The sequence below is a fragment of the Paenibacillus vulneris genome (assembly GCF_039543185.1).
GTDB lineage: Bacteria > Bacillota > Bacilli > Paenibacillales > NBRC-103111 > Paenibacillus_S > Paenibacillus_S vulneris.
Genome location: NZ_BAABJG010000055.1, coordinates 208832 through 231953 on the forward strand (window position 1 = coordinate 208832; position 23122 = coordinate 231953).

A 23122-nucleotide genomic window follows, 5' to 3' on the forward strand; every position below is an offset into this window, starting at 1 on the left:
ACATATCGACTTCGTTCAAATGTAAATGTAAATTTATACCAATTTCTCTCAAGCTTGCTCTCGTATTTCCTGCAAATAAACCGGCCTGTTTTCGGCCATGGAGCGGTAAGCAGCAAACACGGTTTGCAGGGTGATCAAGTTATCCTCGATGCTGTTTTCCGGCTGCCGGTCTTCTTCAATGGCTCTCATCAATTCCCCCATAGTTCCCATGAACGCATGAGGAAACCATCGGCCTTCCAGCTGCGGCGCATATATGCAGCCCCGCTGCAGCTTGTTGCTGTACAACGCTAGGGTATCGCCTCGTCCCGATGGGTAATTGTACAAAGCCCCGTTCGTCCCTTTAACGACTCCCTCGGTTCCTTCAAATCGAAATGTGGCGTACCAATCGTCCTGGGGCATTCCGTTATTGTGATTATCGTGGATTAAACCGCGGGCCTCACCAGGAAACTTAAGATGGATCATGGTGCGGGTTTCCCCGCGATACGGCTGGCCAGGAAATCGTGCCCCGTCCGCATATACATATTCCGGCCGCAGGCCTAACACATAGCGTGCAGAATCCAAATAATGAATGCTGTGATACATGATTTCGAGCGTATCTATTTGGGTAAGCCAAGGCCAGTTCTCCCATGGGGTATGCACGTTGACCTGAATGGATGCTTGAAGCGGCTCCCCGATCCATCCGCGCTTTACGATGGAACGGCTTGCCTGAATACCGGGAGACCACCGCATCTGTTGGTTGATAGCCGCCTTAATACCCGAAGCGGCGCATACGTCAACCAAATCCTGCGCTTCCTTATAGCTTTCAGCCAGCGGCTTCTGGCAAAGGATATGCTTGCCGTGACGGGCTGCTTGCTTGGCAATGTCCGGTTGAAACCGGGCGGGCACCGCAATATCGACGATCTGCACCTCCGGATGTTGGAAAAGCTCTTCCAGCGTCGAAAATACGATCGTGTCATGATCGTTTCGGACGGCCGATTCTGCTTTGTCCCGATCCGTGTCATAGATGCCTACTACCCGAAACCCGGCCATCCTATAAGCCGGTAAGTGGGCTTGAACAACGATTTCGCCCGCGCCTACAATGCCAATCCCTCTGCTTAAGTCCTTTGGCAGTCCAGGCTTATAGTCGATTTCTAAATAACCTACGTTCTCTTCATGCGGCTTCATCTAATTCACCTCTAATCTATAACAATTAACCATATCCGGCCCGGGCTAAAATGGAATCGACCTGCTCCGCCGCACGACCCAAAGCCTCCGGCACCGGAACCCGAAGGCGTAGCGCGTCATCGACCATTTGGGACAACACCTCGTTAATGGCCGGATACTCTGGAATCGGGAGCGGACTTTTGACGCTTCGATGCACGGTCTCCATATGCACATAATATGGAAACTGCTTTTGCACCTCCTGATCGCGCCAGGTAGACAGACGCGTGCCGTTTCCGCCGCACAAGGAAGTCATTTTATCCATCTTAGCCGATGCCGTTTCCTTAATGAATTGGTACGCCATCTGCCTGTTTTTACTGCCGGCGGCTATTGCAAGGACCCAATAAATATTCAGCGACATATGCACGCCCTGCGGTCCGTCGCCCCGAGGGATAAGACCCGTACGGACCTTGCCTGCAATTTTGGACATCCCCGGCATTTCTGCGACAGCGGCGAATCCAGCCCAGTTCCACATCATAGCGATCCCGCCTTGCGCGAAGCAGTTCCCGCTGCGGACGCTATCCATATCCAATGCTTCTTGGGGGACTACCTGATGCCTGTGGATCAGATCAACCAGGAATTGCAGGGCTTCCTGACCGGCACTACGGTGAAAAGCCGCTTTCCAATCCCCGGTCACCAGCTCCCCGCCCCGGCTCCATAAGTGGATCAAGAAATCATACACATTATTATGCCCGTCAGGAAACGAGGCCGTTAAAGCACCGTACATCCCTGCATCCGGGCGTGTAAAATATTGGGCGACATCTACAAACTGGCTCCATGTCTCAGGCACTTGAAGAGGATAGCCGTATCGCTTGGCAAACTGCTCCTGCTCCGACGGATCGCTGAACAAATCGCTGCGATAGATCAGCATCTCCGGGCCGTCATGGTAGGCGATGCCGTACAGGCTGCCGTCCTTGCCGGTTTGAAGCTCCCTCATGCTGGGAGACCATGCATCCGGCCAGCCTTCCGGAGGATTTTCCTTAATATACTCGTCAAGAGGAAGGAGAAGGCCCTTTTGAATCGCTTCGGGAAGCCAGTCCGTGACGCACAGAAACAGATCATAGTCTCCAGAAGCAGCCTCCTCACCGCTAATCATACGGTCATAGAGACGATGAATTTCTTCAAACTCCCGGTCTACCCGCCAGCCGGTCAGCTTCTCAAAATGCTCGGCCTGTACGGCAAAAGAGGCTTCAAAGCCCTCAAACTCACGAGAGATGAGCTTCAACCGATTCGTTCTCATGCCTCGGTGCCTCCCCGCTTTCTCACCATCAGCAAATGATCGCATACCAGAACCGTATCCCCATGCTGGTTGAACGCCTCACAGCGCTCGCTGACGATTCCATATTCACTTCGTCTGGGATGATCCTTCTTCTCATTCACGGTCACTCGAACCCGAATTGTATCCCCTATAAACACCGGTTTAATAAACCGAAGACGATCATATCCATAGGAGAACGCTTCGGGATTCACTTCTCCGGCCGTCATCCCTACCGCTACGCTAAAAATAAGTGTCCCGTGCGCGATTCTTTGTCCAAAGTCCTGCTGTTTGCACCATTCGGCATCCATATGATGAGGATAGAAATCACCCGTCTGTCCTGCATGCATCACAATATCTGTTTCCGTTATCGTTCTGCCGAACGGCTCCCTTACCGTGCCGGTTTCATAATCTTCATAAAACAAAGAACGAATCATTCGCCTACAACACCTCCGCATGGATTTTATCGTTGTGCTCTCCGATTTTGGGTGCTCCTACCGGAGATAACAGAAGATTTCCATCAATACGAATCGGGCAGCGTGTAGTCGTAAGCATCGCTCCGCTGCCGTTCACGGTCTGCTGGGTCATGTTCAGATGATGGAACGCTTCGTGCTCCAGCAGCTGCTTCCAGTTCAGCACATCGGCGCACCAATAATCAGCCGGCTCCAAACGGGCCATCCAGTTCGCAGTAGGCCGTCCTATTAGATGCTGCTTCAAAATGGCCTTGATTGCATCCCGATGAGTAAACCAGCTTGAGGGATCATGGAACGCTCCAAGCTGCTCGCATTCTAGCAATTGGCCGAGCTGCACGACCGAGCCCATGGCCAGCGCAATGTACCCGTCCTGCGTCTCGTATATTCCATAGGGTGCGCCTAAGTAGGCATTGGCATTGTTTACGGCACTTCGCTCGGGCAGCTTTCCCCCATCGTTCATATGGGTCGTTAATACCTCGAACTGAAAATCGAGGATCGACTCGAGCAGGCTGACCTCAACGAGGCCGCCTTTTCCCGTAACAGATCGGCGCACCAGGCAAGCGAGGATGCCCTGCACCAGATGGGCCCCCGCGAACATGTCCGCGACGGATAGACCGAACGGGACCGGCGGCTGATCTGCATTGCCGTTCAACCATGCCAGACCCGACAGCGATTGCACAAGCAAATCCTGCCCAGGCTTGTCGGCCCAAGGTCCTGTTTTGCCATAGCCGGTTATCTCTCCATAGACGAGACGGGGGTTCCACTCTCTTACTGCATCATAATGCAGGCCGATCCTTTCCATGACCCCGGGACGAAAGTTTTGAATCATGACGTCCGCTTTTTCGATCAGAGTCCGAATGAGCTTTAAGTCGTCCGGATTTTTCAAATTGGCCGAAATGCTTTCCTTGTTGCGGTTAATGGAGTGGAATAAGGTGCTGTCTCCGTCCAGCTCCAGGTTAGAGACATAAAGCCTCCGGCAAAGATCGCCACCATCGGGCCGTTCCACCTTGATAACTCTCGCACCGAGATCGGCTAAGCGCAGAGCAGCGGAAGGCCCGGATAAAAATTGGGCGAAGTCCAGCACCAGCAGCCCTTCCAGCGGTTTGAATGCGGAATTCGAAGTCATCCTATCCGCCTCTCTTTCGAAATGTCCAGCGATTCGCGGTACAATCGGTTCATTTGCTCCCATATGCGTCTGGCGTCCCCGCCTTGCATCATATATTCGCGAACATGGTCACCGGCATGATCCTGAAAATGCAAATACCCGTTATAACGCGGTCTAACATATGCTCTGTCCAGTGCAGGCAGCGTTTGTTTAAAATAATCGTGCGTGCAGCGGTTCGTCTCTTCATCGATCCAAGCCATTCGGTGTCCCGGCTGCCCTCCTGCCATTGTATACAAGGTGCGCTGTACTTCCTCACTTGCTGCATACTGCGCATATCGAACCGCCACCTCTCGATGCCGGCAGGCAGCCGATACGGCAAGCCCTGTCCCCCCAAGCGTGGAACGCAGCGGACCGAAGTCCCTGTAAGCAACCAAATCCCCGAAGCTCAGCGGCATTCTGCTGTAGCCCGCCCTGGCATAGTTAGAATAACCGTAGGCGAACGGGCAATAGCCTATCTCATCTGACGTACTCATATACTCATAAACGGCAATAGGATTCATTCCGAAAATTTCGGGCCGGCAATACGATGCAAGCTCTCTTAAGGCTTCCAACGCAGCCTGCGCTTTCTCAAAGGAAACGATCGTTTCGCTGCCGGCAAAGGGCTCTTCCCCATGAGCCAGACAAAGCATGTAAAAATTCATCAGACTGTCGATCGGAATAGCAGGAAAAAGAACAAGATTTTTTTGAGCCAAGCTTACCAGCTCCTCCCAAGTGGAAGGCACATGCTCCTCCCGCTCCAGCACATCGGAACGCCAGGAAGCGACAGGAGTGGCCGCATCAATCGCCAGAGCCGTTTGACAGCCGTTGAAGCTATAACTGGAATGGGATTGGCCCACAGAATTCATCGCTTGGTTGTGCAAAAAATCTTCCGGCAAATACTCGTTCAATGGGAGCAGCACACCGGATTCAGATGCATAGCCTGCCCAAGGATGATCAATAACCAACAAATCGTATTTCTCCGTCAAAGCTTGTATAGGCTCGTCGGCAAATTGCTGCAGAGAACGTTTTTCCCATAGAATCGTCACTTCCGGGTACATCTCCGCAAACCTCTGCGAAGTCGCCGTCATCGGGAGATAACCGCGGGTATGATCCCAAGTAATTCCTCGTAGCACGATGCTCATTATATCCTCCTTTTGAAAACGATTTCCTTTTCGTTCGATTAAAAAGCGCGTCGGCTGCACCTTTAAGCAAATCCTCTTCGCACTTTCTCAAAAAAATCAACTGGTCCCACTTGACCGCCCTTTAAAACAAGCTCCAAGCCATCAATCCGGTCATCCTCCGAGTACGCCTTGCACAAAGGTCCACCTGGTACCATGGGTGCAATCATCTCCAAGGCATACACATTCAGCTGCTTTACGGCAAAACCTGAGGTATCTCCTCCGGCAAATAGAACTCTCGTCAGCCCGGTTGATGCTATAAGTTCACGGGCTATCCCGCCTAATCGCTCGCCGATCAACTGCCCGCTTGCTGCAGGGTCATAACCTTGCTCCCTCAGAATCCTTTGCAGCGGTTCGATCGAAGCATCCTCCGGTCCCAGCGCCGTGTACAGAATGACGCTTTTCCCCGCAGCAAGCAGCTCCTCTGCTTGCAGCATCATCCTTTCGAGTCCTTCACCGGCCGGGGTTATAAGATCGGCAGCGGGAATATGTATGCCCTCGAAGCCGTTGTGCAGCGCCCATTCGATCTGACGCTGCGTTACCGGAGAGCAGCTGCCGGATATGACCAGAATTCGGTCCACAGGTCCCGCTTGCGCAGCAGATGAGGATTTCTGTATGAATCCCTTGCTTTGCCAATAGGCTGTAAGAGCATTATTCACCCCAGAGGAGCCGACCGTGAATAACGTGGCCGCTTCGCTCTCACGGCCCATAAGGTCTCCGATCGCGCCCAGATGCTTTTCCGTCAAAACATCAAACAGAACAATATCCGGCACGTCATCGAGCAAGCGGTTATACCGCTCCTCAAGCTGCGATCCTTCCAGCTCCAGATCCAGGACGCTCATCAAACCAACGGAAAGACGGGTTTGCTGGCCCAAATGAATCCGCAGATCGGCTTCGCGCATCGGCGTTATCGGATGCCTGCTCAGGTTAGGGTGTCGATCCAGCCTCACGGTTTCCTCACCCATGGCCGCATAATGATTTCCGAACACCGTATATCGCCCGAGAGCAGGCGATCCGGCCAATACAGGTGTAAATCGCTGCTCAGGATATATCTCCCGTCCGATTTCAATCACTTTGCCAATGCTTCCTGTCGTTGGCGAAGAGTCGAAGGTTGAGCATATTTTATAATGAACAATAGATGCGCCGAAGGTACGGAGCTCAGCCAGAGCCGGCTTCAGAGTGTGTTCCAGCTGGTCCGGCGACATCGTGCGAGTTACACCCGCCACACCGAAGCCATCGTACTCCGCGAACTTCTCGCTCCACATCGTTCTGTCGGGGATGTCCAAAAATAAGATTACGCGCAAACCGCCATTCGTAAGTGCTTCCAGCACATCCGTGGAACCGGTAAAATCATCGCCGTAATAACATATCCGCATTTGCCTCTCTCCTTCCGCCCAGTATGCTGCCGCTTATGAACCGAGCGTATCCAGCGCCTGTCTCAGCTCCAGACGGGTCTTCGCATATTGTTCCAGCGGAATTCCCGCAAGAGCCGCTTCCCACCCCTGCACAAAGCTTCGGAAGCCGGCACCAAAGCCTCCAGGGTGTCCATGAATTCCACCTCCGGCTATGTTCATCAGGTCAACGGTTTTCATCTCACGGTACGTTTCATGAGCAGAGCCCGCCCATTGCTTGGATGAGAGCACGGGGAGTGCAGTATCATTGGGTTCGAACATGGGGGTCAAGCATTGCTGCACCCCCTGAATGACAGAAGCGTTATCCTCATAAAACTTGTTGTTCAGCCCGTTCACGTGAAGATGATCCACCCCGCTTAACCGGCACAGCTTCTGGTAGGCGGAGAACGACATGCCCAAATAAGGATATCGCGACATCATCCCCCACTGGTTGCGATGGCCGTGAATGCATACAGGAGCATGCTTTCGCAAGTGAGCTACCCCAGCAAATCCGACGCTGTTGATGCTTACCATCACGCAGTTGCCCCCGTGCCGCACAACGGTTTCCAGATGCCGCAGCATCGGATCTATATCATCTGTAATGTTGAACGCATACATGGTTTTTTTGCCGGTCCTGTCTGCAGCCCGTTCGATCTCGTCCATAGCAACTTTGATCCTCTCCTCTAGAGGGGCGTACGGAGGATTGCCATGAACTTCGTCATCCTTGATAAAATCGATGCCTGAGGAAGCCAGTTCACGAACAATTCCCCTCAGCTGCTCGGTAGGCAAGCCGATATTCGGTTTGATAATCGTACCTATGATCGGTCTTCCATATACGCCTATAAGCTTTCTAGTCCCTTCAATGCCAAATTTCGGCCCTTCGTATCTTTCCCGAAACGAGGAGGGAAGCTCCAGATCGAGCAGGCGAATCCCGGACAGCTCTTCCAGCTCATACAGGTTACCTGCAACGGTAGCCATTACATTCGGGATAGATGGGCCTATATTATCGTACGGAAAGGCAATCCTCACAATACCGCGATGGTACAAGCCTTTGGTTCCGGCAGGAACCTTGGCTCCTGGAAGCGCCGGGAAAGGAGAGCTTTCCAATGGCTCGATAGAGATAATACGGGCGCGATGCCGCTCCTTCAAGCTCTCCGTTTCATTAGGCAAAGCCATGAAGGTTCCTGTGGACTGCTCGCTTACGATAATTTCACAGGCCTTTTCCAGTGAAAAGGCCGTTTCGATCCAGTAGGTTGCAATCACCTGATCCGTCAAATGGAGTTCACCTTCCCCATACGCTCTAGCTCGGCCTTAACGGCCATCACGCCCAATCGCGGGCTGGAATACACCGGAAGATTCGTCGCCTTCTGAAGCGCTTCCTCCATCCTGACCATCGAGCCTTGTGCCAGCACAAGCACATCGGCTTGCTGCGCAACCGATCGGGCTGCCTCCAGAATCAGCCGGTCGTGTTCTTCCGGTTGACCGGAAATCAACGCTTGATAGGCTCCCTTCGCCAGAGCATCAACTATTTGAACGTCGCGATTCTGCTTCCCCGCTTCTCTTTGAATCAATCGCTTGGTCGGCTCCAATGTCGTAGGCAGAGTGGCCAGCACCCCAATGTTGCGATACTGGGAAGCAGCCAAAGCTGCCATGGCCTCATCGATTTTGATAATTGGAATGTCCAGCATGGGTCTAGCCCAATCCGCTACTTCTCCCACCGATGAGCATGTATTCAGAATCATGTCGGCACCTATCTCCTCCGCATGACGGTAATACTGCGTAAGCCGGCGTGTAACTGCAGGAGTTACATATCCTGAACGAATAACATCGGCAATAAGGCTGTCGTCGATAATACTTACCAGCCGGCAATCCGGCAGGACCTCCCGAAATATAGGCTGGATTCGTTCCGACAACCCTTGACCTGTGTAAATAGCAGCAACTGTAGCCATGAGATCTACCTCCTCTTTTTGATTTAGCCTGCCGAATGGTTTGTGAAAAGCTCCGCATCCGCAAGCCGGCCGTCCTCCTGGAGCCATTGATACACATCAGGAAGATCCATGTGACGAAGCATTCCGGGAATAATAAAGCTCAAGGAGTCGGTTTCATCATAAAATGGCTCCCTTATCCAATCCGCAATGCTGCTCATGCTGTTGTCCAGACGGATGCTTTTTACCCTGGTGTCCAGCAGAGCCGCTAACCCGGCATACATCGCATATCTGCCGTTTCCGTAAAGAAGAATATCACGCGAATCAATATGCTTTAAGCCGAACAGCAGTTGAATGGCTCGCAGGACATCGTACGTACGTACGGCAGCCATACTGTCACCGAGCCACATCATCTCGTCCGTATGCCTGTCGATAATGCCGAACCGCTTAAACGGTTTGTCCGTTGGTGAATTCAAATGCGGCAGAAGCGGCCCTATTCCCGTCGGATTTAACACCATGGCGATTCGTCCGGATGCGCAAGTTTCTTCTATCCACCGGGCATGCTCCTCAAGGCGGGACGTGCCTCCATCCCACACAGCCATCGTGACGGGAAGTTTTTGTCCATGGAGCTTGGAATCATAAAACTGAAGTGCATGATTCAGAAGCCCCGGCTGGCTCCACCAAATCGTGCGCATCACCCACAGATTGTTAATCTCCCCGCCCCCGGAAGGTCGAGGATTCAGGTCGCAGGACTGCCTGTTATAAAATACGGTCCTTTTAAGCCACGCCATGGCATTCTTTTTGCGCTCCGCCTCAGAAATGGATTCACGTATGCTTTCAAAATAGGAAAGTCTATCCACATTCTCGTCAAATACGCTCTTGGCCTGGGGTATTTCTCCGATGATTTGACCGCTTCTTGTACACCACAGCTGCTCATTCGGAATCAATTCGATCTGATCCTCGGAGGGCGTCACAGAGGACCCGAGCAAATGCTTGGAGAAAAAAGCAGCAGCAGCCTTGGCCAGCGGTATCGTAAACTTGTGAACATTCTCATCTTCAAATAGAATCAGATCATCGCTGCGCTCATGCATTTCCCAAAACCGGCGGTTGACGGATACAGTATGACGCGGTCCTTCAATAGGCACAGAATCATAGGTTGTAGCTAGAATAAGCACAGGTCTCGGAGCCATGGCCAGAACAATATCCTCATGATCGAAGCCATAGGCCGAGAAGCCGGGCCATTTTTGCTCCGCATCCTGCGCCTTGCCGGTCAGCAGGAAGTAAGGCCGGTTCATAATAAACCCGCCCGGTGCGGCTGCGGCTATCCGCCTGTCGTACATCATCAGGAGAGAGGTTTGAGTCCCCCCTCCGGAATGACCGGTTGCCCCTATGCATTTCGGATCTACATCCGGTCTGGTACACAAATAATCGATGGCGCGCACCGCATCATGAAGCATATACCGTGCAAGGCTGTCTCCGAGCGGCATGCACTGGCGGCCGACGTTCTCATGCTCGGTAACGCTGGTCATCGGGGCTTGCTTGGTCTCGGTATCATAGTAACCGAACCTTTCCCCTTGCCCCACTGGATCCAATGCCATAACGATTAATCCGGCATGAACCAGATAGTGGCAGACCGTTTGGTACTCGTCACAGTGCTTGGCCTGCTCACGGTGTCCGCATAGAAGCAGCACAGCTCCTCTTGGACCGGCTGCCTCGTCTGGCACGTAGACATTGGCCGTTGCATAGGCTTGTGGTCTCGGTTCGAAGATGAGCTTTTCTACCCGAAACCCATTCCCTCGCACTGTCCCTGTGACTTGCGGGTTAAGCGGAGTATCGCAGGGAGGCAAGCCACCCAGGCATTGCTCCAGGCCTTCACGGATTTCGCGCTGGCGTTCCTCGAGCATCTGCTTGTTTTTAATGGCACTGCGGGCTTCCTCTCCCTTTTTGGCCGCACGCATGGCCGATTCATATACCCATCTTGGCAGCTGACTTTTTACGTCAAAGTGGGCAATTCCTACATTTTCGAATTTATCGTACACGTCTTCGTTTCCTCCTGACTCATTTTGAACACCCTGCCTCTTCCGGTTCCTCCGATACCAATAAATCGGCGATTCGTACGGGAACCCCCGATTGGGCTGACTTCCAGATCGCTTCACCGGTTAGTACCGAATAAGCCCCTGCTTCAGCACCGGCCATGATATCATATGCACGAAGAGGATCGGCTCCCAGGAATAAATCTTCCAGAAGCAGCGGATCTCCTCCACCATGACCTCCCGAGCGAGGAACCACATGGATCGTTTCCTTGCCTCCGAATAGAGGGAAGTATTCAATCGTTTGCTCCGGTACGTGGTAGGATGCTCTCTTGGACATCACTTCCTTCGTTTCCAATCTCCCTTTGGTGCCGTTAATGGCTAACCGGTATCCCTCATACGGCAGCGAAAAATTGACCGAATAGCTCAGCATCGCACCCTTATCGTATTTGATGACGGCCGCATACGTATCTTCTATATCAATTTCCGAATCAAAAATACAGCCGTCAGCCCGGTACCCGTTATAAGCACTCGGTTTCTTATCGATCTGAGTCAAATGGTCGTCGTCAGGCACAATTTCCTTGCTGCGCGTCGACCAGCGCATGAAGTAGCTGCAGTTCTGCTTGACGCGACAGGTTCCGCAGTAACGACCGTCTTCTTTCGAAGGATTAAGCTCACCCTCCGGGCCAAAGTAATTAAGGGCCCCGTAGGCAAAGGCCTCGACCGGCCTTTGATCGATCCACCAATTAATGAGATCAATGTGATGCGTGCTTTTATGAACGGATAATCCGCCGGAATGCATTCTTTTGCGGTTCCAGCGTTTGAAGTAGCTTGCTCCATGGTATGTATCGAGATACCAGTTTAAATCGATAGAAGTAATTCTTCCGATTTTCCCTTCCAGGATGATTTCCTTGATTCTGGTGTGAATCGGGGCATAACGATAATTAAATGCAACGTAGAGCCTTCCCCTGCTGCTGTTCTGTGCGTCCAACACTCGCTTGCAGTCAGCTCCGGTAGTCACCATCGGTTTTTCCGAAATCACATCCAACTGATGCTCCAAGCCCTTCACTATATAATTGGCGTGGCTATGGTCCGCCCCGGCGACAACCACCACATCCGGACTGGTTTCCTCCACCATCCGCTCAAATTGCTCGGGAGCGTACACAGGCACTCCGCTAAGCGCTGGAAACTTACGGAAGCAGTTGGCAAACCGGGCCGGATCCGAGTCGAGCAGCCCTACAATCTCGCAATATGGTTGGAAAGTGTCCAGCATGGAGCTTATAAACATCCCATTTGCTCTGGTGCTGACACCGCAAATAACATATCTTTTTCTTGCCAAATTGTTCTACCTCCCATCTTCTCTAAAGTATACAAAATGGGGGAATGCAATAAATTAGTAAATCCGATCTTGATTATAGGGGGATTTGGCTGAAAGCTGGCAACGCCGTACCGGCTAACTTGTTTCTCTACATACCAAATATTCTACTAAATTCCCAAAAAAATAAGACCTCGCCGAAAAGTAGCAAGGTCTTTATTTCTCTCTTACATATTAAGGTTACTTCACATTGAAAGTGAAATTTTTAGGTGTGTTATTCGGGCCCATTAAAACCAATTTAAAGCTTTGTAGATTCACTTTATTTGTTTCATAAATCCCACTTTTCGGTACAAAGACAAGTTTGTAATCATCGGTCATATAAAAAGTATCCTTGTCTTCCTCTTTAGTACCTGGTTTGTAAGTAATATCCGTTAACGCAAACGATACCCCGAATACTCCCATAAAAGGTGTGATTTGGTCTTGTCCTGTACCCTTATCCTTATCTGATTTATTCGTAAAAGCATTGTTATTACTATCAAGCACTTGAACCTGAGCAAGCAGCGTAGCGTCCCAAATGTAACGTCCATCAATTGCTTTTGGATCGACATTTGTCACTGAATTATCACCCCGTGTTACTTTTAGTTGATTGAATTCCAACTCCGAAGCAAATGCATTGAAATTGACTTTTACAGCCTTTGAACCAACAGGTGTATTTACTGTCACTACTGCATCTGTACTACCAGGATTCAACCCAATCATCTTAGTCGGGAAACTAGGTTTGTCGAGGGCAAACAGATTAGGATTGACAAATTGCACACTTGAAATTACTGGAGCAGCACCAGGCGGGAAGGTAACTTCATTACCTTGCTTATCTTTGGCACCAACCGTAATTTCCGTTTTATTAAGGAATTCAGGCTTGTTCTTGAAGATATATGCGCCATCCTCTTGGGTAGCCTTTTTCTCTTTTTTAGAATTACTGCTAATTTTGTTCCCTATCAAGTCGCGATCCACTAGGAATTTCCCTATTGCGAACATACTCGTGTTTGAACTTAAAAAATAAGTCAAATCCTCATCAATCTCTTTTAGCGTGTAGCTTTGTACCTGGGCCGATATGGTTTGTAGCTCTGTTTGAATCGGCCATTTGGTAGGATCGGCCTCTTTAGGATCTTTCCTTGCTTTAACCAATGTCGTAACCACTTTATAGACACCCAATTTTTTGGAATCCGCTGTCAATTGAATAACACCATTATCAGTAGAGTTGACTTGGCTTGCCTTTACCCTTATGGTAGGATTCGCATCGTTCAACTGAAGTTTCGAATTCCCACCGAAGTTTCCGGTGAATGCTCCTGAGTCTCCACTCACTTTTTCCAACCTGTATTCCACCTGGTATTCATCGGGGGCAGTTTTAAATTCTGTATCGTATTGGTCTTTTATGATGTATTTAATGGTTTTTATAGTACCTTTTACCCCCTGAATTACCGTTATTTTCTCTGACGGCTCGAACCCTGATTTCTCCAACCTTTCGGGCACTCGCGGAGACTGAACCGTGTATTCGGCTGTCGCTTTTTGGTTGGCATCCTTCAAAAAGACTTCAATTGATGCCGATCCGCTTTTCGTCGGCTGTACGACCACTTTCCCCTTGTTTGCTCCGCTCAGGCCAATCGGTTCTCCGTCAGCAATCGACCCAAGTTTTAGCACTCCTGTACTCCGCACTTGAATCTGGCCAGCTTTGTACAATGCAGCGATTTCATCCGTGTTGAAGCTATAGCCTTCAGCATCCCTTATTTCCAAAGTAATTCCTACGTCAGAATCCCCTTCGGCTATTTGCGTAGTTAAATCAGCGATCTTGACGCTAGCCGCAAGCTTCGGGGCGAATACGGCGATTTCCTGCTTAGCGGTTTGACCGGATCCTACTGCCATTAAATGCAGGGTTGTTCCTTTATCTTGATTGAAATCGTTCCTGGCCAAGAGCTCCAATTCCGGGTAGTTATCATTATCGTAATCGACGAATACCTTGTCCTTGACATTCTCAAACAGCGATTCGCCTTCAAATCTTGTCACAATCCCTCTATCCAACTCCTCAACATCATCAATAAGGCACCCATACTGATCGTAGGCTCTAAAGGATAAGTAAACTTTCCCTCCGGGCTGCAGCTGCTTATTGTCTTTATAAGTTAATTTACCCATTTCAATCTTGGAAATCATGGCCCGGTCACCGATTATGAAATTATTGCTTACATTCAAATTATTCTTTGCGTCGAAAATGGAGATAAACACTCCAGAGCCTCGTCTTTCCTTGCTTAGATCAAGCTTAATGGATTGTCGGCCCGGTAAATACTGCATACTAATTCCTGAACTGACTCGGATATCAAATGAAGCAGCAGGCAAGCTGGTTTGCTCTCCGTATTGGTTAATCTGTTTGAATTCAACGATCACCTTTGATCGAGCCAATTGGTCTGATGTATTCGCGAATTCAATCTTCTTGATCGTTTCATCCTCAGCGGAAAAATCCGCTGTCTTCTTGGCTACAGCCGCATCCTCCAGCCCTGACAATTCAACTGTATAATTGCCTTTAGTCAGTTTTGTCTCCAAAGTAACCATCGCACTTTTTTTATCCGCTGACCATACCGTTGATCCAGGAATAGCATTTCCACCTATTTTGACAGTTAGAATCGCCTTTGCAGCATTAACTGCATCCACCGCATCTTCGAAGGTAACCGACACTTTTCTGGCTCCGACTGCTTTTGCTTCTACGATTGAGACTTTGCTCTTTTCACTTGGGTTTGTTAACAGCTTGCGTGTTTCAAATGCTGATTCTACAAGTGTTTTGCGGGTCGCAGTTCTATCTGTGCCGTGAAAACGGTTATCGTCGAGGTTTTGCATAATCTTCAACTGTAAAGCAAGTGTGACAAAACGGCTTGCCGCTTTATCCACCTTATCCTCGTTTCGGATACTATCATCCGTAATAGGTTTAACATTTCTTGCCTCATCCACCTTACCAAGACCGTAAATCAAAAATTTGGCAAGATCCTGTCTGCTTACGAATACATTCGGATCGACAGCCATTCCTTCTTCGTTGATAAGCCCTAATGCTCTAAAGGATTCCAAATAATCATTTGTAAGCGCTTCATTATCACTGCCGGAGAAAATGACTTTGGAAGCCTGAACGAAATCATCCCGGGTAACCGGCAGATTAAACCCAAAAGTGTTCTCAGATTCCGGCTTCAGAATGCCATTTTTAATAAACAGATCAAATTTGTCCTTCAAATCCTGGGGCATCATTTTTAGATCTTCGTAATCATCGGATGTTTTTACTGCTTTCGCTTCATTTGCTGTGACTTCTTCTTTTTTCACTTCGTCAGCTTTCAATTCCTCTGATTTCGATTCGTCCGCCTTCACTTCATCTGTTTTCACTTCATCTGACGTGACTTCAGAAGCTTCATTTTCTGCATAAGCAAGCGGTAGAACGGATGTCGACAAAAGGAATAACGACACTGCACAGGCTATGTATTTGCTGTTCATTGATACACCTTCTTTACTTGGATTTAGGAAACCATGACTTTAAACCCTCGGTGCTGCTCGAATATTGGCTTCAGGCTATCCCTCCCCAATGACCTTAACTCTGAATCTTTTCGTTTTGACACCATGCTGATCTCTGTTATAAATAAAATAGTATGAAAACGCATTCGAGTTATAGGGGAATTACAGCTAATTTATAGGCATATGTTTTCTTGACCAAACCGATAGCTCCTTAGCAGGGAGACAGCCGCCCTTCGATAGCTGAAACGGCTGTCTCTACCTGTACTGCCTTATTACCAGTAAAACTCCTTCTCCAGCCTGCGATACTGTCCTGCCCTCATAGGAGCCTGGCTCCTTATTTGACGGTGATTGTAGAATGGATGATGAATGCCTTCCGGGCTAAGATGAACCACATCATCTCCCCGCCATTGCGTAATGAACTCCTCGCCTACCGCTTTTTCAACCGTTTGTCGTTGACTTACCGGGAAGGTAACTGTAATCCTCTCTCCCTCATGCGCTTCCCCCAAATTAAGGAAACGCTGATTGACCCAAATGCTTGGATCGCTGCCGGTCTGTGTCAGCACCCTCTCTCCCTGCTCACGCCGAACCAGCACTTTGGCATATCCTGCCCAATCCGGGATACGGATTAACAGTCTCGGTATATTCTGATGAATGTCCAAATCCAATCTGCCCTCGTGCGGAAGATGACTGCTTACATCCAGCCAGCGGGAGCCGCGATTGAGCAGAAAGTTCACACTTACCGTGCCACTACGTTCTGTAATAGTATTGCTCCAGCCCATGAACAGTCCTCTGGTCCCTGAACCGATGCAGCAGGTTTGCAAATCATTCGTATGTCCTCTTCCCCCGCTGACATCACAGCAGAAATCGTTCGGCGCGGAGTAGCCTGCGAAGGCTCCCTTTGCCCGCTTAGCTACGTTGCAGTAAGACTTCATGCCTACGTCATCATTCTCTTTATGATCGGAGTCTACCACCCAGTCCAGGTTCAGCAGCTGCGATTCGGTCAAGTGATTGCGCAGGAACCGCTCGACGATTCCCCAGTATTCGACATAGCCGCTTTGAGCCAGCATAATCCCTGTCGAGATCAGATCGACCAGCGAGCAGGTTTCGTGTTCGAAAGCCTGATCGTGGATATCACCGGGCGTCCATCCAAAAGCGGTGCACCAGGTCAGAGCCCAATCGTAGCTTTTCTTCACAAAATGAGTGATGGAGGCATCCCGGGTATGCCAGGCATAGCGAGCCAATGCATCCAGCGTGCCGATACGGGTATGGAAATGTCCACTGCGATAGGCTAGAGCATCATTAAAGCTTCCGTCCGGGTTGAACACACCGCTGCGACGAATGATTAATGCCGCAAAGTATTGGCACAGCTCGAAGGCGTCGTTGTTGCCTGTCAATTCGTAATATTTCAATAGCGGCATGATCAGTCTTCCGCAGAATGCAGCAGGATCCGGTGCAAGCCTTAATTGGACCGCATTAGCGGAAGGCCAGCCGTTAACCGTATACTCCGAAGCTGGATAATACCACACATCTCTTTCTTTAATGGCAATTCTTTTGAGTGCAGCGACATGCTTGTCTGCGACCTGCTTGATCTGGCTGTCTCCCGTGGACATGTACCACGAAGTCAATGCGAGAATGACGGCACGCTGATCAATCAGGTTGGCTGTGGGCTCCCAAGGCGCCTTCGGATTTTTCAGCCGATAGCTGAGTCCGTCCTCTTTAAAGAAGCTCAAGAAGTTTTCCCGGTATTTCGCTTCGATATCCTTTCCTCTTTCATCCCCAGTCATGTGCCTGGCCAAGATGAGCGCATCGATCAACCGTCCATGGCTCGAACCGTAATCCCAATCACCATGGGTCAAAAATGCCGGCTGCTCCATCAAATTTGCCGCAAAAAACGGAATGTACCCATGATCCTCGTCCGCCATCCCAAGAATAGCCCCGAGGACATGCCCTGCCCTCTCCTCCAGCATAAGGGTATCGGGAATTTGCTTTATTTCACTTGTGCTCATTCTTCTATTCTCCTTTTCTTAGTAAAATATATTTGTGTTAATCCTCACCCAATTTGACGGCTTGATGAATACGGATTCGGGAGACAATATGCGCCAGGATCGCCAAGCCCGTTGTAATCATCACGGTGACAACCCAATAAAGCCGAACCTGATCCTTGGGATCAAATGTCACTTTGAAAGGCGGTACTTGTGTTTTCGGATCGAAGGACATTTCGAACAACGGTACAAATAGCTGGCTTGTAATCCCGCCGGTCGTCACTCCAATCACAATAGCTGCTCCTGATATCAATACCTGCTCACTGATAAGGATGACAAGCAGCTGAAAAAAGGAGATTCCCATAGCCCGTAAGATTCCGAATTGAAGCGTTCTGGCGTGGAGCGATAATACCCAGTACAGCAGGAAGCCGAAAAAGCATATGACAATGGAAATTAAAAAGCCCAATGTCATGACCCCATTAATAGCCATCTGGAACGGATCCTTGATCGCCTTAATTTGCTCCTGCTTCGCATCCCTAAGCGCTTCGATCTGATATCCATGGTCCGTCACCGCTTTATAGACCGCCTGGCTGCTTGCATCCGGCTTCAGCTTCAGCCACACCTCATAGGGCTCCAAAGCAAGATTATTCTGAATATAGGACAAATGCCCGATGACGAGCATGGGTCTTTTAACCTTCGTCGCTCCTGTTTTGCTGGAAACGGTTATCGTTTCATTCGTACCTGGATTCGGATTCCACGACGGCCAATAATCTACGATCCCGTATACCGTGAATTGGACTCCCTCAATCCCCGACCAGCCGACGGTTATCGTGTCCCCTGATTTCAGGCCATATTCCTCCGCCAACGATCTCGATATGAGGACGGCCGACGGCTTGGCTGCAATCAGATTTAAGTAGCTATTGATGTGATGGTCGAGCAGTCCCGGGCGCATCCAGCCGGTTTGACCAAATTCCTTCGTTTCGATTCCCATCAGCTGCACCGTATCCTGTGACTTGCCTCGCGTGAACGTGGCATCCTTCTTTCTGAAGACCTTGGCAGCATGCTCAACACCCGGAAGCTGCGTAAATGGAAGAAAGGAAGGCTCCGTATACTGCGTTCTGTGCGGAGCCGAAGGTTCGGTCGCTGCTTCTTCGGTCTCACCCCCCTCATCCTCCTGCAATCCGACCAGGATCGCTGGAGGGGCATCATTTTCCCATCGAATTTGCATTGTTATATCGGCACCGGCCGAATACCGGATTTTATCGGTAGTGTTTTTGTTGATAGTTCTTGTAGCACTGGCGCTAAACAATCCTGTGGCGATCGTTATAATCAGAAATACCATAATAAATTGATATTGCAGCGTTGACCTGCTGACCTGAATCAGCGTGAAGTATAAGGACGGCGGCCACCAGCGTCTGCCTATCCGGTAAATCAGCTTCATGAACCAAGGGTACAAACGCAGCACCAGGAGTCCCATTCCCAATATAAAAATGGCCGGAATAAAGAACAGCAGCGGATCTACCCTTAAATCCCCCGATTTTAAACCGAGCGACAGCAAGTCCTTAATTCGCGTTTTGTACGTATACAGCCCATACAGGGAGATTCCGATTAAGATCACATCTATGAAATAAGTATGCCAGAAGGAGCTTTTCTCCTGACGTGCAGACTGCTGCTTATGCCCGACAATGGTAGCCTTCGTAGCCAAAAAAACAGGAATCAGCGTCATCACTAATGAGCTTCCGACTGCAACCAGAGCGTACAAGAAGGCATCCTGACTCAGCGATACATCCAGCTTGGCCCGTTGGACAAACTCCAAAAATCCGCTGGAAGCACCCAATACCTTAGTCAGGTACATCCCCACATAAGGTCCGATAAAGAAGGCTATCATGCCTAATATCAAGCTCTCCAAAATATAGCTCGCTATAATTTGCAGCCTGCTGGCGCCACGGCTTCTTAATACGGCAATTTCCGTTTTCTGCCGGTCCGTAATTAAATTGGCCACCATGTATAAATAAAATCCAAGCATAAGAACGACAGGTACATTGAGCGACCAGAGCATCGTTTTCAGATTGGCTTCTTTCACATAATAGGTACCGAGTGTTTTTAATGCCGGTGCGTTGTAATTATGCGCTTCGTAGCGCTCATCCATATGCTTGTCAATGGAAAGATGAGTGGCTATAAACGTATCGACGGTATGAAGCGTCATTTCCTTATAATCCAGCGCCCAGTACCAATAGCCCGATTGGACATGCAGCTTACCGCCTTGGGTAAAGTCGTTCTCAAACAATGCATAATCAATCAAAAAGCTGTTCTTGTAGCTGCTCGGGATGTTATACCAGAACACGTCCGTATAATCGCTGCGGTCCCATACCCCTACCGGCTTGATGCGGATGGTTTCCTTCGTTGCTTCGTCCTGGATGACAAAGACTGTGTTCAGGACCATTCCTAATTCCGTTAAGGCTTCCTCCACCACAAGAGCTTCATAAATCCCGTCTACCGGAGCTTGGGCAGGCATACGTCCATCCACAAGCCTCATATGCCCTTCCATTCCATCAATGGCCGTAATATCGGCCGATCGCTGCCTGCTTGTATCCACTTTATCGGGCTCAGCGGGGAGTACTTTGTATCTTTGAGTGGATCTTTCGCGGACAAAGTATTGCTCCGGAATGCCGAACCAGGAACCTATTTTGCTCAAAAAGTCATCGGTTTCCGCAAGATGTCCATTTTTTTCTTTATCCTGACCGCTAGGCAAATTGACTGACAGCCAATATATCCCCGGATACTGGCTGCTGCTCATCTGCATCTGCTGCAGCTCTTGAAGCAGCAATCTTTGTAGTATCGCATTCGTATAGATCGGCATGCTGCTTGCCAGCGCGACGGACAATATTAGGCCGAACAGCAGGCTCAGCTCGAGCCATTTGTTATTGACCATCTTGCGCAGGATCATGATAACTATTGACACGCTCTTAGCCTCCTAGTTGGCTAAAATAATTTTCTGTCCCTCCGTGATGCCTTTGCGTATTTCGACTTCCGTAGCAGCCACGATACCTTTCTCCACATCGACTTCTTTACGGCTTTCTCCCTCCAGCACCTGAACATAGTCACGTCCCATATAGCTGCGCAGCCCTGCTCTCGGAATCACTAAGACCTGCTCCCTTTTCTCCGTTACGATGGTGATATCAGCTTGGGAGCCTATCGTAACCTCTTCAGGCAAGTCTCCTTTCACATCAATAACCAGTGATTTATTGTTTTTTTCCTGAACCGTTTTGTTATCGCTTGGCGTTGCGGTTAACGGTGTCTGGACGACTTTTCCCGGGTAAATCTTGTCTTTAATCTTTACCGTGACATCCATATTAATTTCCACTCCAGCCAAATCGTTCTGACTCGCAGCCGTATAAATCAGCTTCATCTGCGTAGGGTCCGAAAGCGTAACCATTTGCTTGTAAGCGGCTACCTCCTCGCCCGGTTTAATGGTATCGATGAAGGTGACGATGCCATCGGCTTTGGCTATCAGCTTGGAATTTTCCAGCTGGGTTTGCAGCGATCTCAACTGGATCTGGGCACTCTCCATATCCAGCATTTTCAACTGTACCGATGGATTATCCGAGCCTTTGTCGGCTACCTCCTGAACGAGGGCTATCTTGGCCTTTTCAATCGCAATTTCCTGCACTCGTATCTTCGTTTCCAGCTCTCCGGTTTCCGTGGATGCGATAAGATCCCCTGCCTTCACCCGGTCTCCCAGCTTGACATTAATCGAGATCAGCTTCCCTGCGGACGTTTTGTAATACAGGTAATCCGTTTTATCCGATGCAAAGGTGGCTACTCCGGTGATTTGCTTTACTATGTCAGCGCGTTTGGCCTCAAAGAGGCTTAACGTTTCTTTGACAGGCTCGACAAGCGGTGGAGCAAGCTCATCCTCCTCAACAGGCAGCAGCGAGCATCCGGAAAGGGCTAGCAGCATACCCGAAATACTTACCGCAGCGATGATTTTATCAGCAATCCGCTTTGACATCTTGACCATCCCCCAGTGACACGCGTGGCTCCAGCTGACACGGAATCGTTAGAAATTTTGTTATCACCACCTTACTATGAAAACGTTGTCTCATTTTAGGGGATTCATTTCATTTTTATAGGTTATTTGCTCCATCCGCCGGTCGACGCCAAAAACTCCAGCCCGCAAGCTGGAGTTTCGTCCTTTACAGTCCTATCTTATGGAGTTTGAATGGCCCAGAGCACTTGAGCATCGAACAGCTTCCACAATTCATTAGTAGCGTTTTCCTTCATCGAGGAAGAATTAGAGCCGAAGGATACGGTACGTGCAGCTACAGGTTCACCCAGGATGTTTTTCGAGCCTTTCTCGTAAGCGGCAATAACAGGCTTGGAAGGATCACCCGCAGCCGTTGCAATAACGATAGCATCAGCGCTTGGCTTGGAATAACCGATGCTATCCGGTTCATAGTAAATTTGTACATCTCCCTTTAACCCTGCTGCCAAAGGATGATCGGAGTTCGTAATCGTAATTTTCGATTGTTTTTCGATATTCGTTTTTTCAGAAACGGAGGAGAAATCCGCGTCCCCGAACGAAATAAGCTTGTTATAAATAATAGGAATAGGTAGATCCTTCAGCTTTTTCTTGACATATTTGGAGTTCGTCGACGAACCGATAACTACCAGATCATAGCCTTCAAATGCTTCCGGTGCAATTTTGGCGCTTGGCAGACGGGTAACCTCGAAGCCTAAAGATTGCAAACGGCTGACAAGAGGCTTCTCATCAGGAGCCATCTCGGTTTGCCCTGCCCGAATATCACTTGTAACGATCGCTTTCTTTCCTTTAGCGGAAACCTTCGGAGTGTCCGTGTTCGTTGCCGGCGGTGTAGCCGGAGTTTCTTTCTTCGGATCAGGTGTGGCCGTAGGAGCTGGTGTTGGTGTTGAAGCTGGCGTCGTTGTGGTGCTGCCTTTTCCTTCAAACAGCTTCTTGGACTCATAGCTTGCAAGCACAAGCATCTTGCGCGTAGCGGACGCTTTTCCTCCAAAGGTGCCGTCGTCCTGCTTCGTCATAAGATTTTTTTCAAGCGCAAGGGCTACATAGCCTTTTGCCCAATCGTCTACCGTGTTATCCGATACAGGAGTCGCTTTCTTCGCAGCGTCATCTAAACCGAGACCGCGAATAAGGAACGTTGCAAGCTCCTGACGGGATACTTCACCGGACGGATTATAGGTGGTGCCGGTCGAATCATAGCCATTAGTAAGGCCGGCTTTTTTCAGTGCTTCCACATAAGTGAAGGCCCAATGATCTGTTCCTACATCAGTGAAGGATGGGGTTGTAAGCGTTTTATCCATTGGCAGTGAAAAAATAATGGCAGCTACCTTGGCGAACTGTGCACGATCCATCTTGGAATCAAGGCCGAATGTATCGTCCGTCAATCCGCTGAACACCCCAGCACGGATCAGCTCATCAAACTTGCTCTTCTGATCTTGTGGAAGATTCTTCAAGTCCTTGAAATCTTCCACGCTCTTAGTTGCCGGAGTGTCTGCAGCGGAAGCAAAAGGAAGCACCATGAGCACTAACAGGAAACAACATAAAAGCGATGTGACAATTTTCTTCATTTTTGACGCACCTTCCTGACTTTTAGTTAATTACACACTAAATCAAGCAGAGCTTTGATAACGAACCGATTTTTAGATTAGG

15 protein-coding genes are annotated in these 23122 nt (G+C 49.5%); all 15 read right to left on the bottom strand.

Features of this window, described 5'->3' with window-relative positions; all coding sequences use genetic code 11:
* Positions 1 to 48 precede the first annotated feature (48 nt).
* Positions 49 to 1164, bottom strand: a complete 1116-nt coding sequence (locus ABEA66_RS33710) for a Gfo/Idh/MocA family protein (protein WP_345594548.1) — start codon at positions 1162 to 1164, stop codon at positions 49 to 51.
* Between the two features lie 25 nt (positions 1165 to 1189).
* The gene (locus ABEA66_RS33715) at positions 1190 to 2440 is read right to left on the bottom strand and encodes an extracellular solute-binding protein (protein WP_345594551.1); all 1251 of its coding nucleotides are present in this window, start codon (positions 2438 to 2440) and stop codon (positions 1190 to 1192) included.
* Positions 2437 to 2892 carry a MaoC family dehydratase gene (locus tag ABEA66_RS33720; protein ID WP_345594553.1) on the bottom strand — a complete coding sequence of 152 codons (456 nt, stop codon included), beginning with the start codon at positions 2890 to 2892 and terminating at the stop codon, positions 2437 to 2439. Before ABEA66_RS33720 ends, ABEA66_RS33715 begins: the two co-directional genes overlap by 4 nt.
* A 4-nt stretch (positions 2893 to 2896) precedes the next feature.
* Positions 2897 to 4054: a CaiB/BaiF CoA transferase family protein gene (locus tag ABEA66_RS33725; protein ID WP_345594555.1), complete on the bottom strand. Its 1158-nt coding sequence runs from the start codon at positions 4052 to 4054 to the stop codon at positions 2897 to 2899.
* A complete protein-coding gene (locus tag ABEA66_RS33730; RefSeq protein WP_345594557.1) occupies positions 4051 to 5214 on the bottom strand; it encodes an extracellular solute-binding protein in 1164 nt (387 codons plus the stop codon). The genes ABEA66_RS33725 and ABEA66_RS33730 overlap by 4 nt, the downstream gene beginning before the upstream one ends.
* 62 nt (positions 5215 to 5276) lie before the next feature.
* Entirely contained in the window at positions 5277 to 6626 is a 1350-nt protein-coding gene (locus tag ABEA66_RS33735; protein WP_345594559.1) for a four-carbon acid sugar kinase family protein, read from the bottom strand.
* Between the two features lie 33 nt (positions 6627 to 6659).
* On the bottom strand, positions 6660 to 7916 hold the full coding sequence (locus ABEA66_RS33740) for a ribulose-bisphosphate carboxylase large subunit family protein (protein WP_345594561.1): 1257 nt from the start codon (positions 7914 to 7916) through the stop codon (positions 6660 to 6662).
* The gene (locus ABEA66_RS33745; protein WP_345594564.1) at positions 7913 to 8590 is read right to left on the bottom strand and encodes an aspartate/glutamate racemase family protein; all 678 of its coding nucleotides are present in this window, start codon (positions 8588 to 8590) and stop codon (positions 7913 to 7915) included. The genes ABEA66_RS33740 and ABEA66_RS33745 overlap by 4 nt, the downstream gene beginning before the upstream one ends.
* A gap of 23 nt (positions 8591 to 8613) precedes the next feature.
* Positions 8614 to 10605: an alpha/beta hydrolase family protein gene (locus ABEA66_RS33750; protein ID WP_345594566.1), complete on the bottom strand. Its 1992-nt coding sequence runs from the start codon at positions 10603 to 10605 to the stop codon at positions 8614 to 8616.
* Positions 10606 to 10624: 19 nt separating this feature from the next.
* Positions 10625 to 11935: a Gfo/Idh/MocA family oxidoreductase gene (locus tag ABEA66_RS33755; protein WP_345594568.1), complete on the bottom strand. Its 1311-nt coding sequence runs from the start codon at positions 11933 to 11935 to the stop codon at positions 10625 to 10627.
* Between the two features lie 216 nt (positions 11936 to 12151).
* The gene (locus ABEA66_RS33760; protein ID WP_345594570.1) at positions 12152 to 15433 is read right to left on the bottom strand and encodes a hypothetical protein; all 3282 of its coding nucleotides are present in this window, start codon (positions 15431 to 15433) and stop codon (positions 12152 to 12154) included.
* A gap of 290 nt (positions 15434 to 15723) precedes the next feature.
* Entirely contained in the window at positions 15724 to 17457 is a 1734-nt protein-coding gene (locus ABEA66_RS33765) for a glycoside hydrolase family protein (RefSeq protein WP_345594572.1), read from the bottom strand.
* A gap of 37 nt (positions 17458 to 17494) precedes the next feature.
* Positions 17495 to 20395: an ABC transporter permease gene (locus tag ABEA66_RS33770; RefSeq protein ID WP_345594574.1), complete on the bottom strand. Its 2901-nt coding sequence runs from the start codon at positions 20393 to 20395 to the stop codon at positions 17495 to 17497.
* Between the two features lie 12 nt (positions 20396 to 20407).
* Complete coding sequence (locus tag ABEA66_RS33775; protein ID WP_345594576.1) at positions 20408 to 21445, bottom strand: efflux RND transporter periplasmic adaptor subunit; 1038 nt, start codon at positions 21443 to 21445, stop codon at positions 20408 to 20410.
* 197 nt (positions 21446 to 21642) lie between these two features.
* The gene (locus tag ABEA66_RS33780; protein WP_345594578.1) at positions 21643 to 23040 is read right to left on the bottom strand and encodes an S-layer homology domain-containing protein; all 1398 of its coding nucleotides are present in this window, start codon (positions 23038 to 23040) and stop codon (positions 21643 to 21645) included.
* Positions 23041 to 23122: the final 82 nt, after the last annotated feature.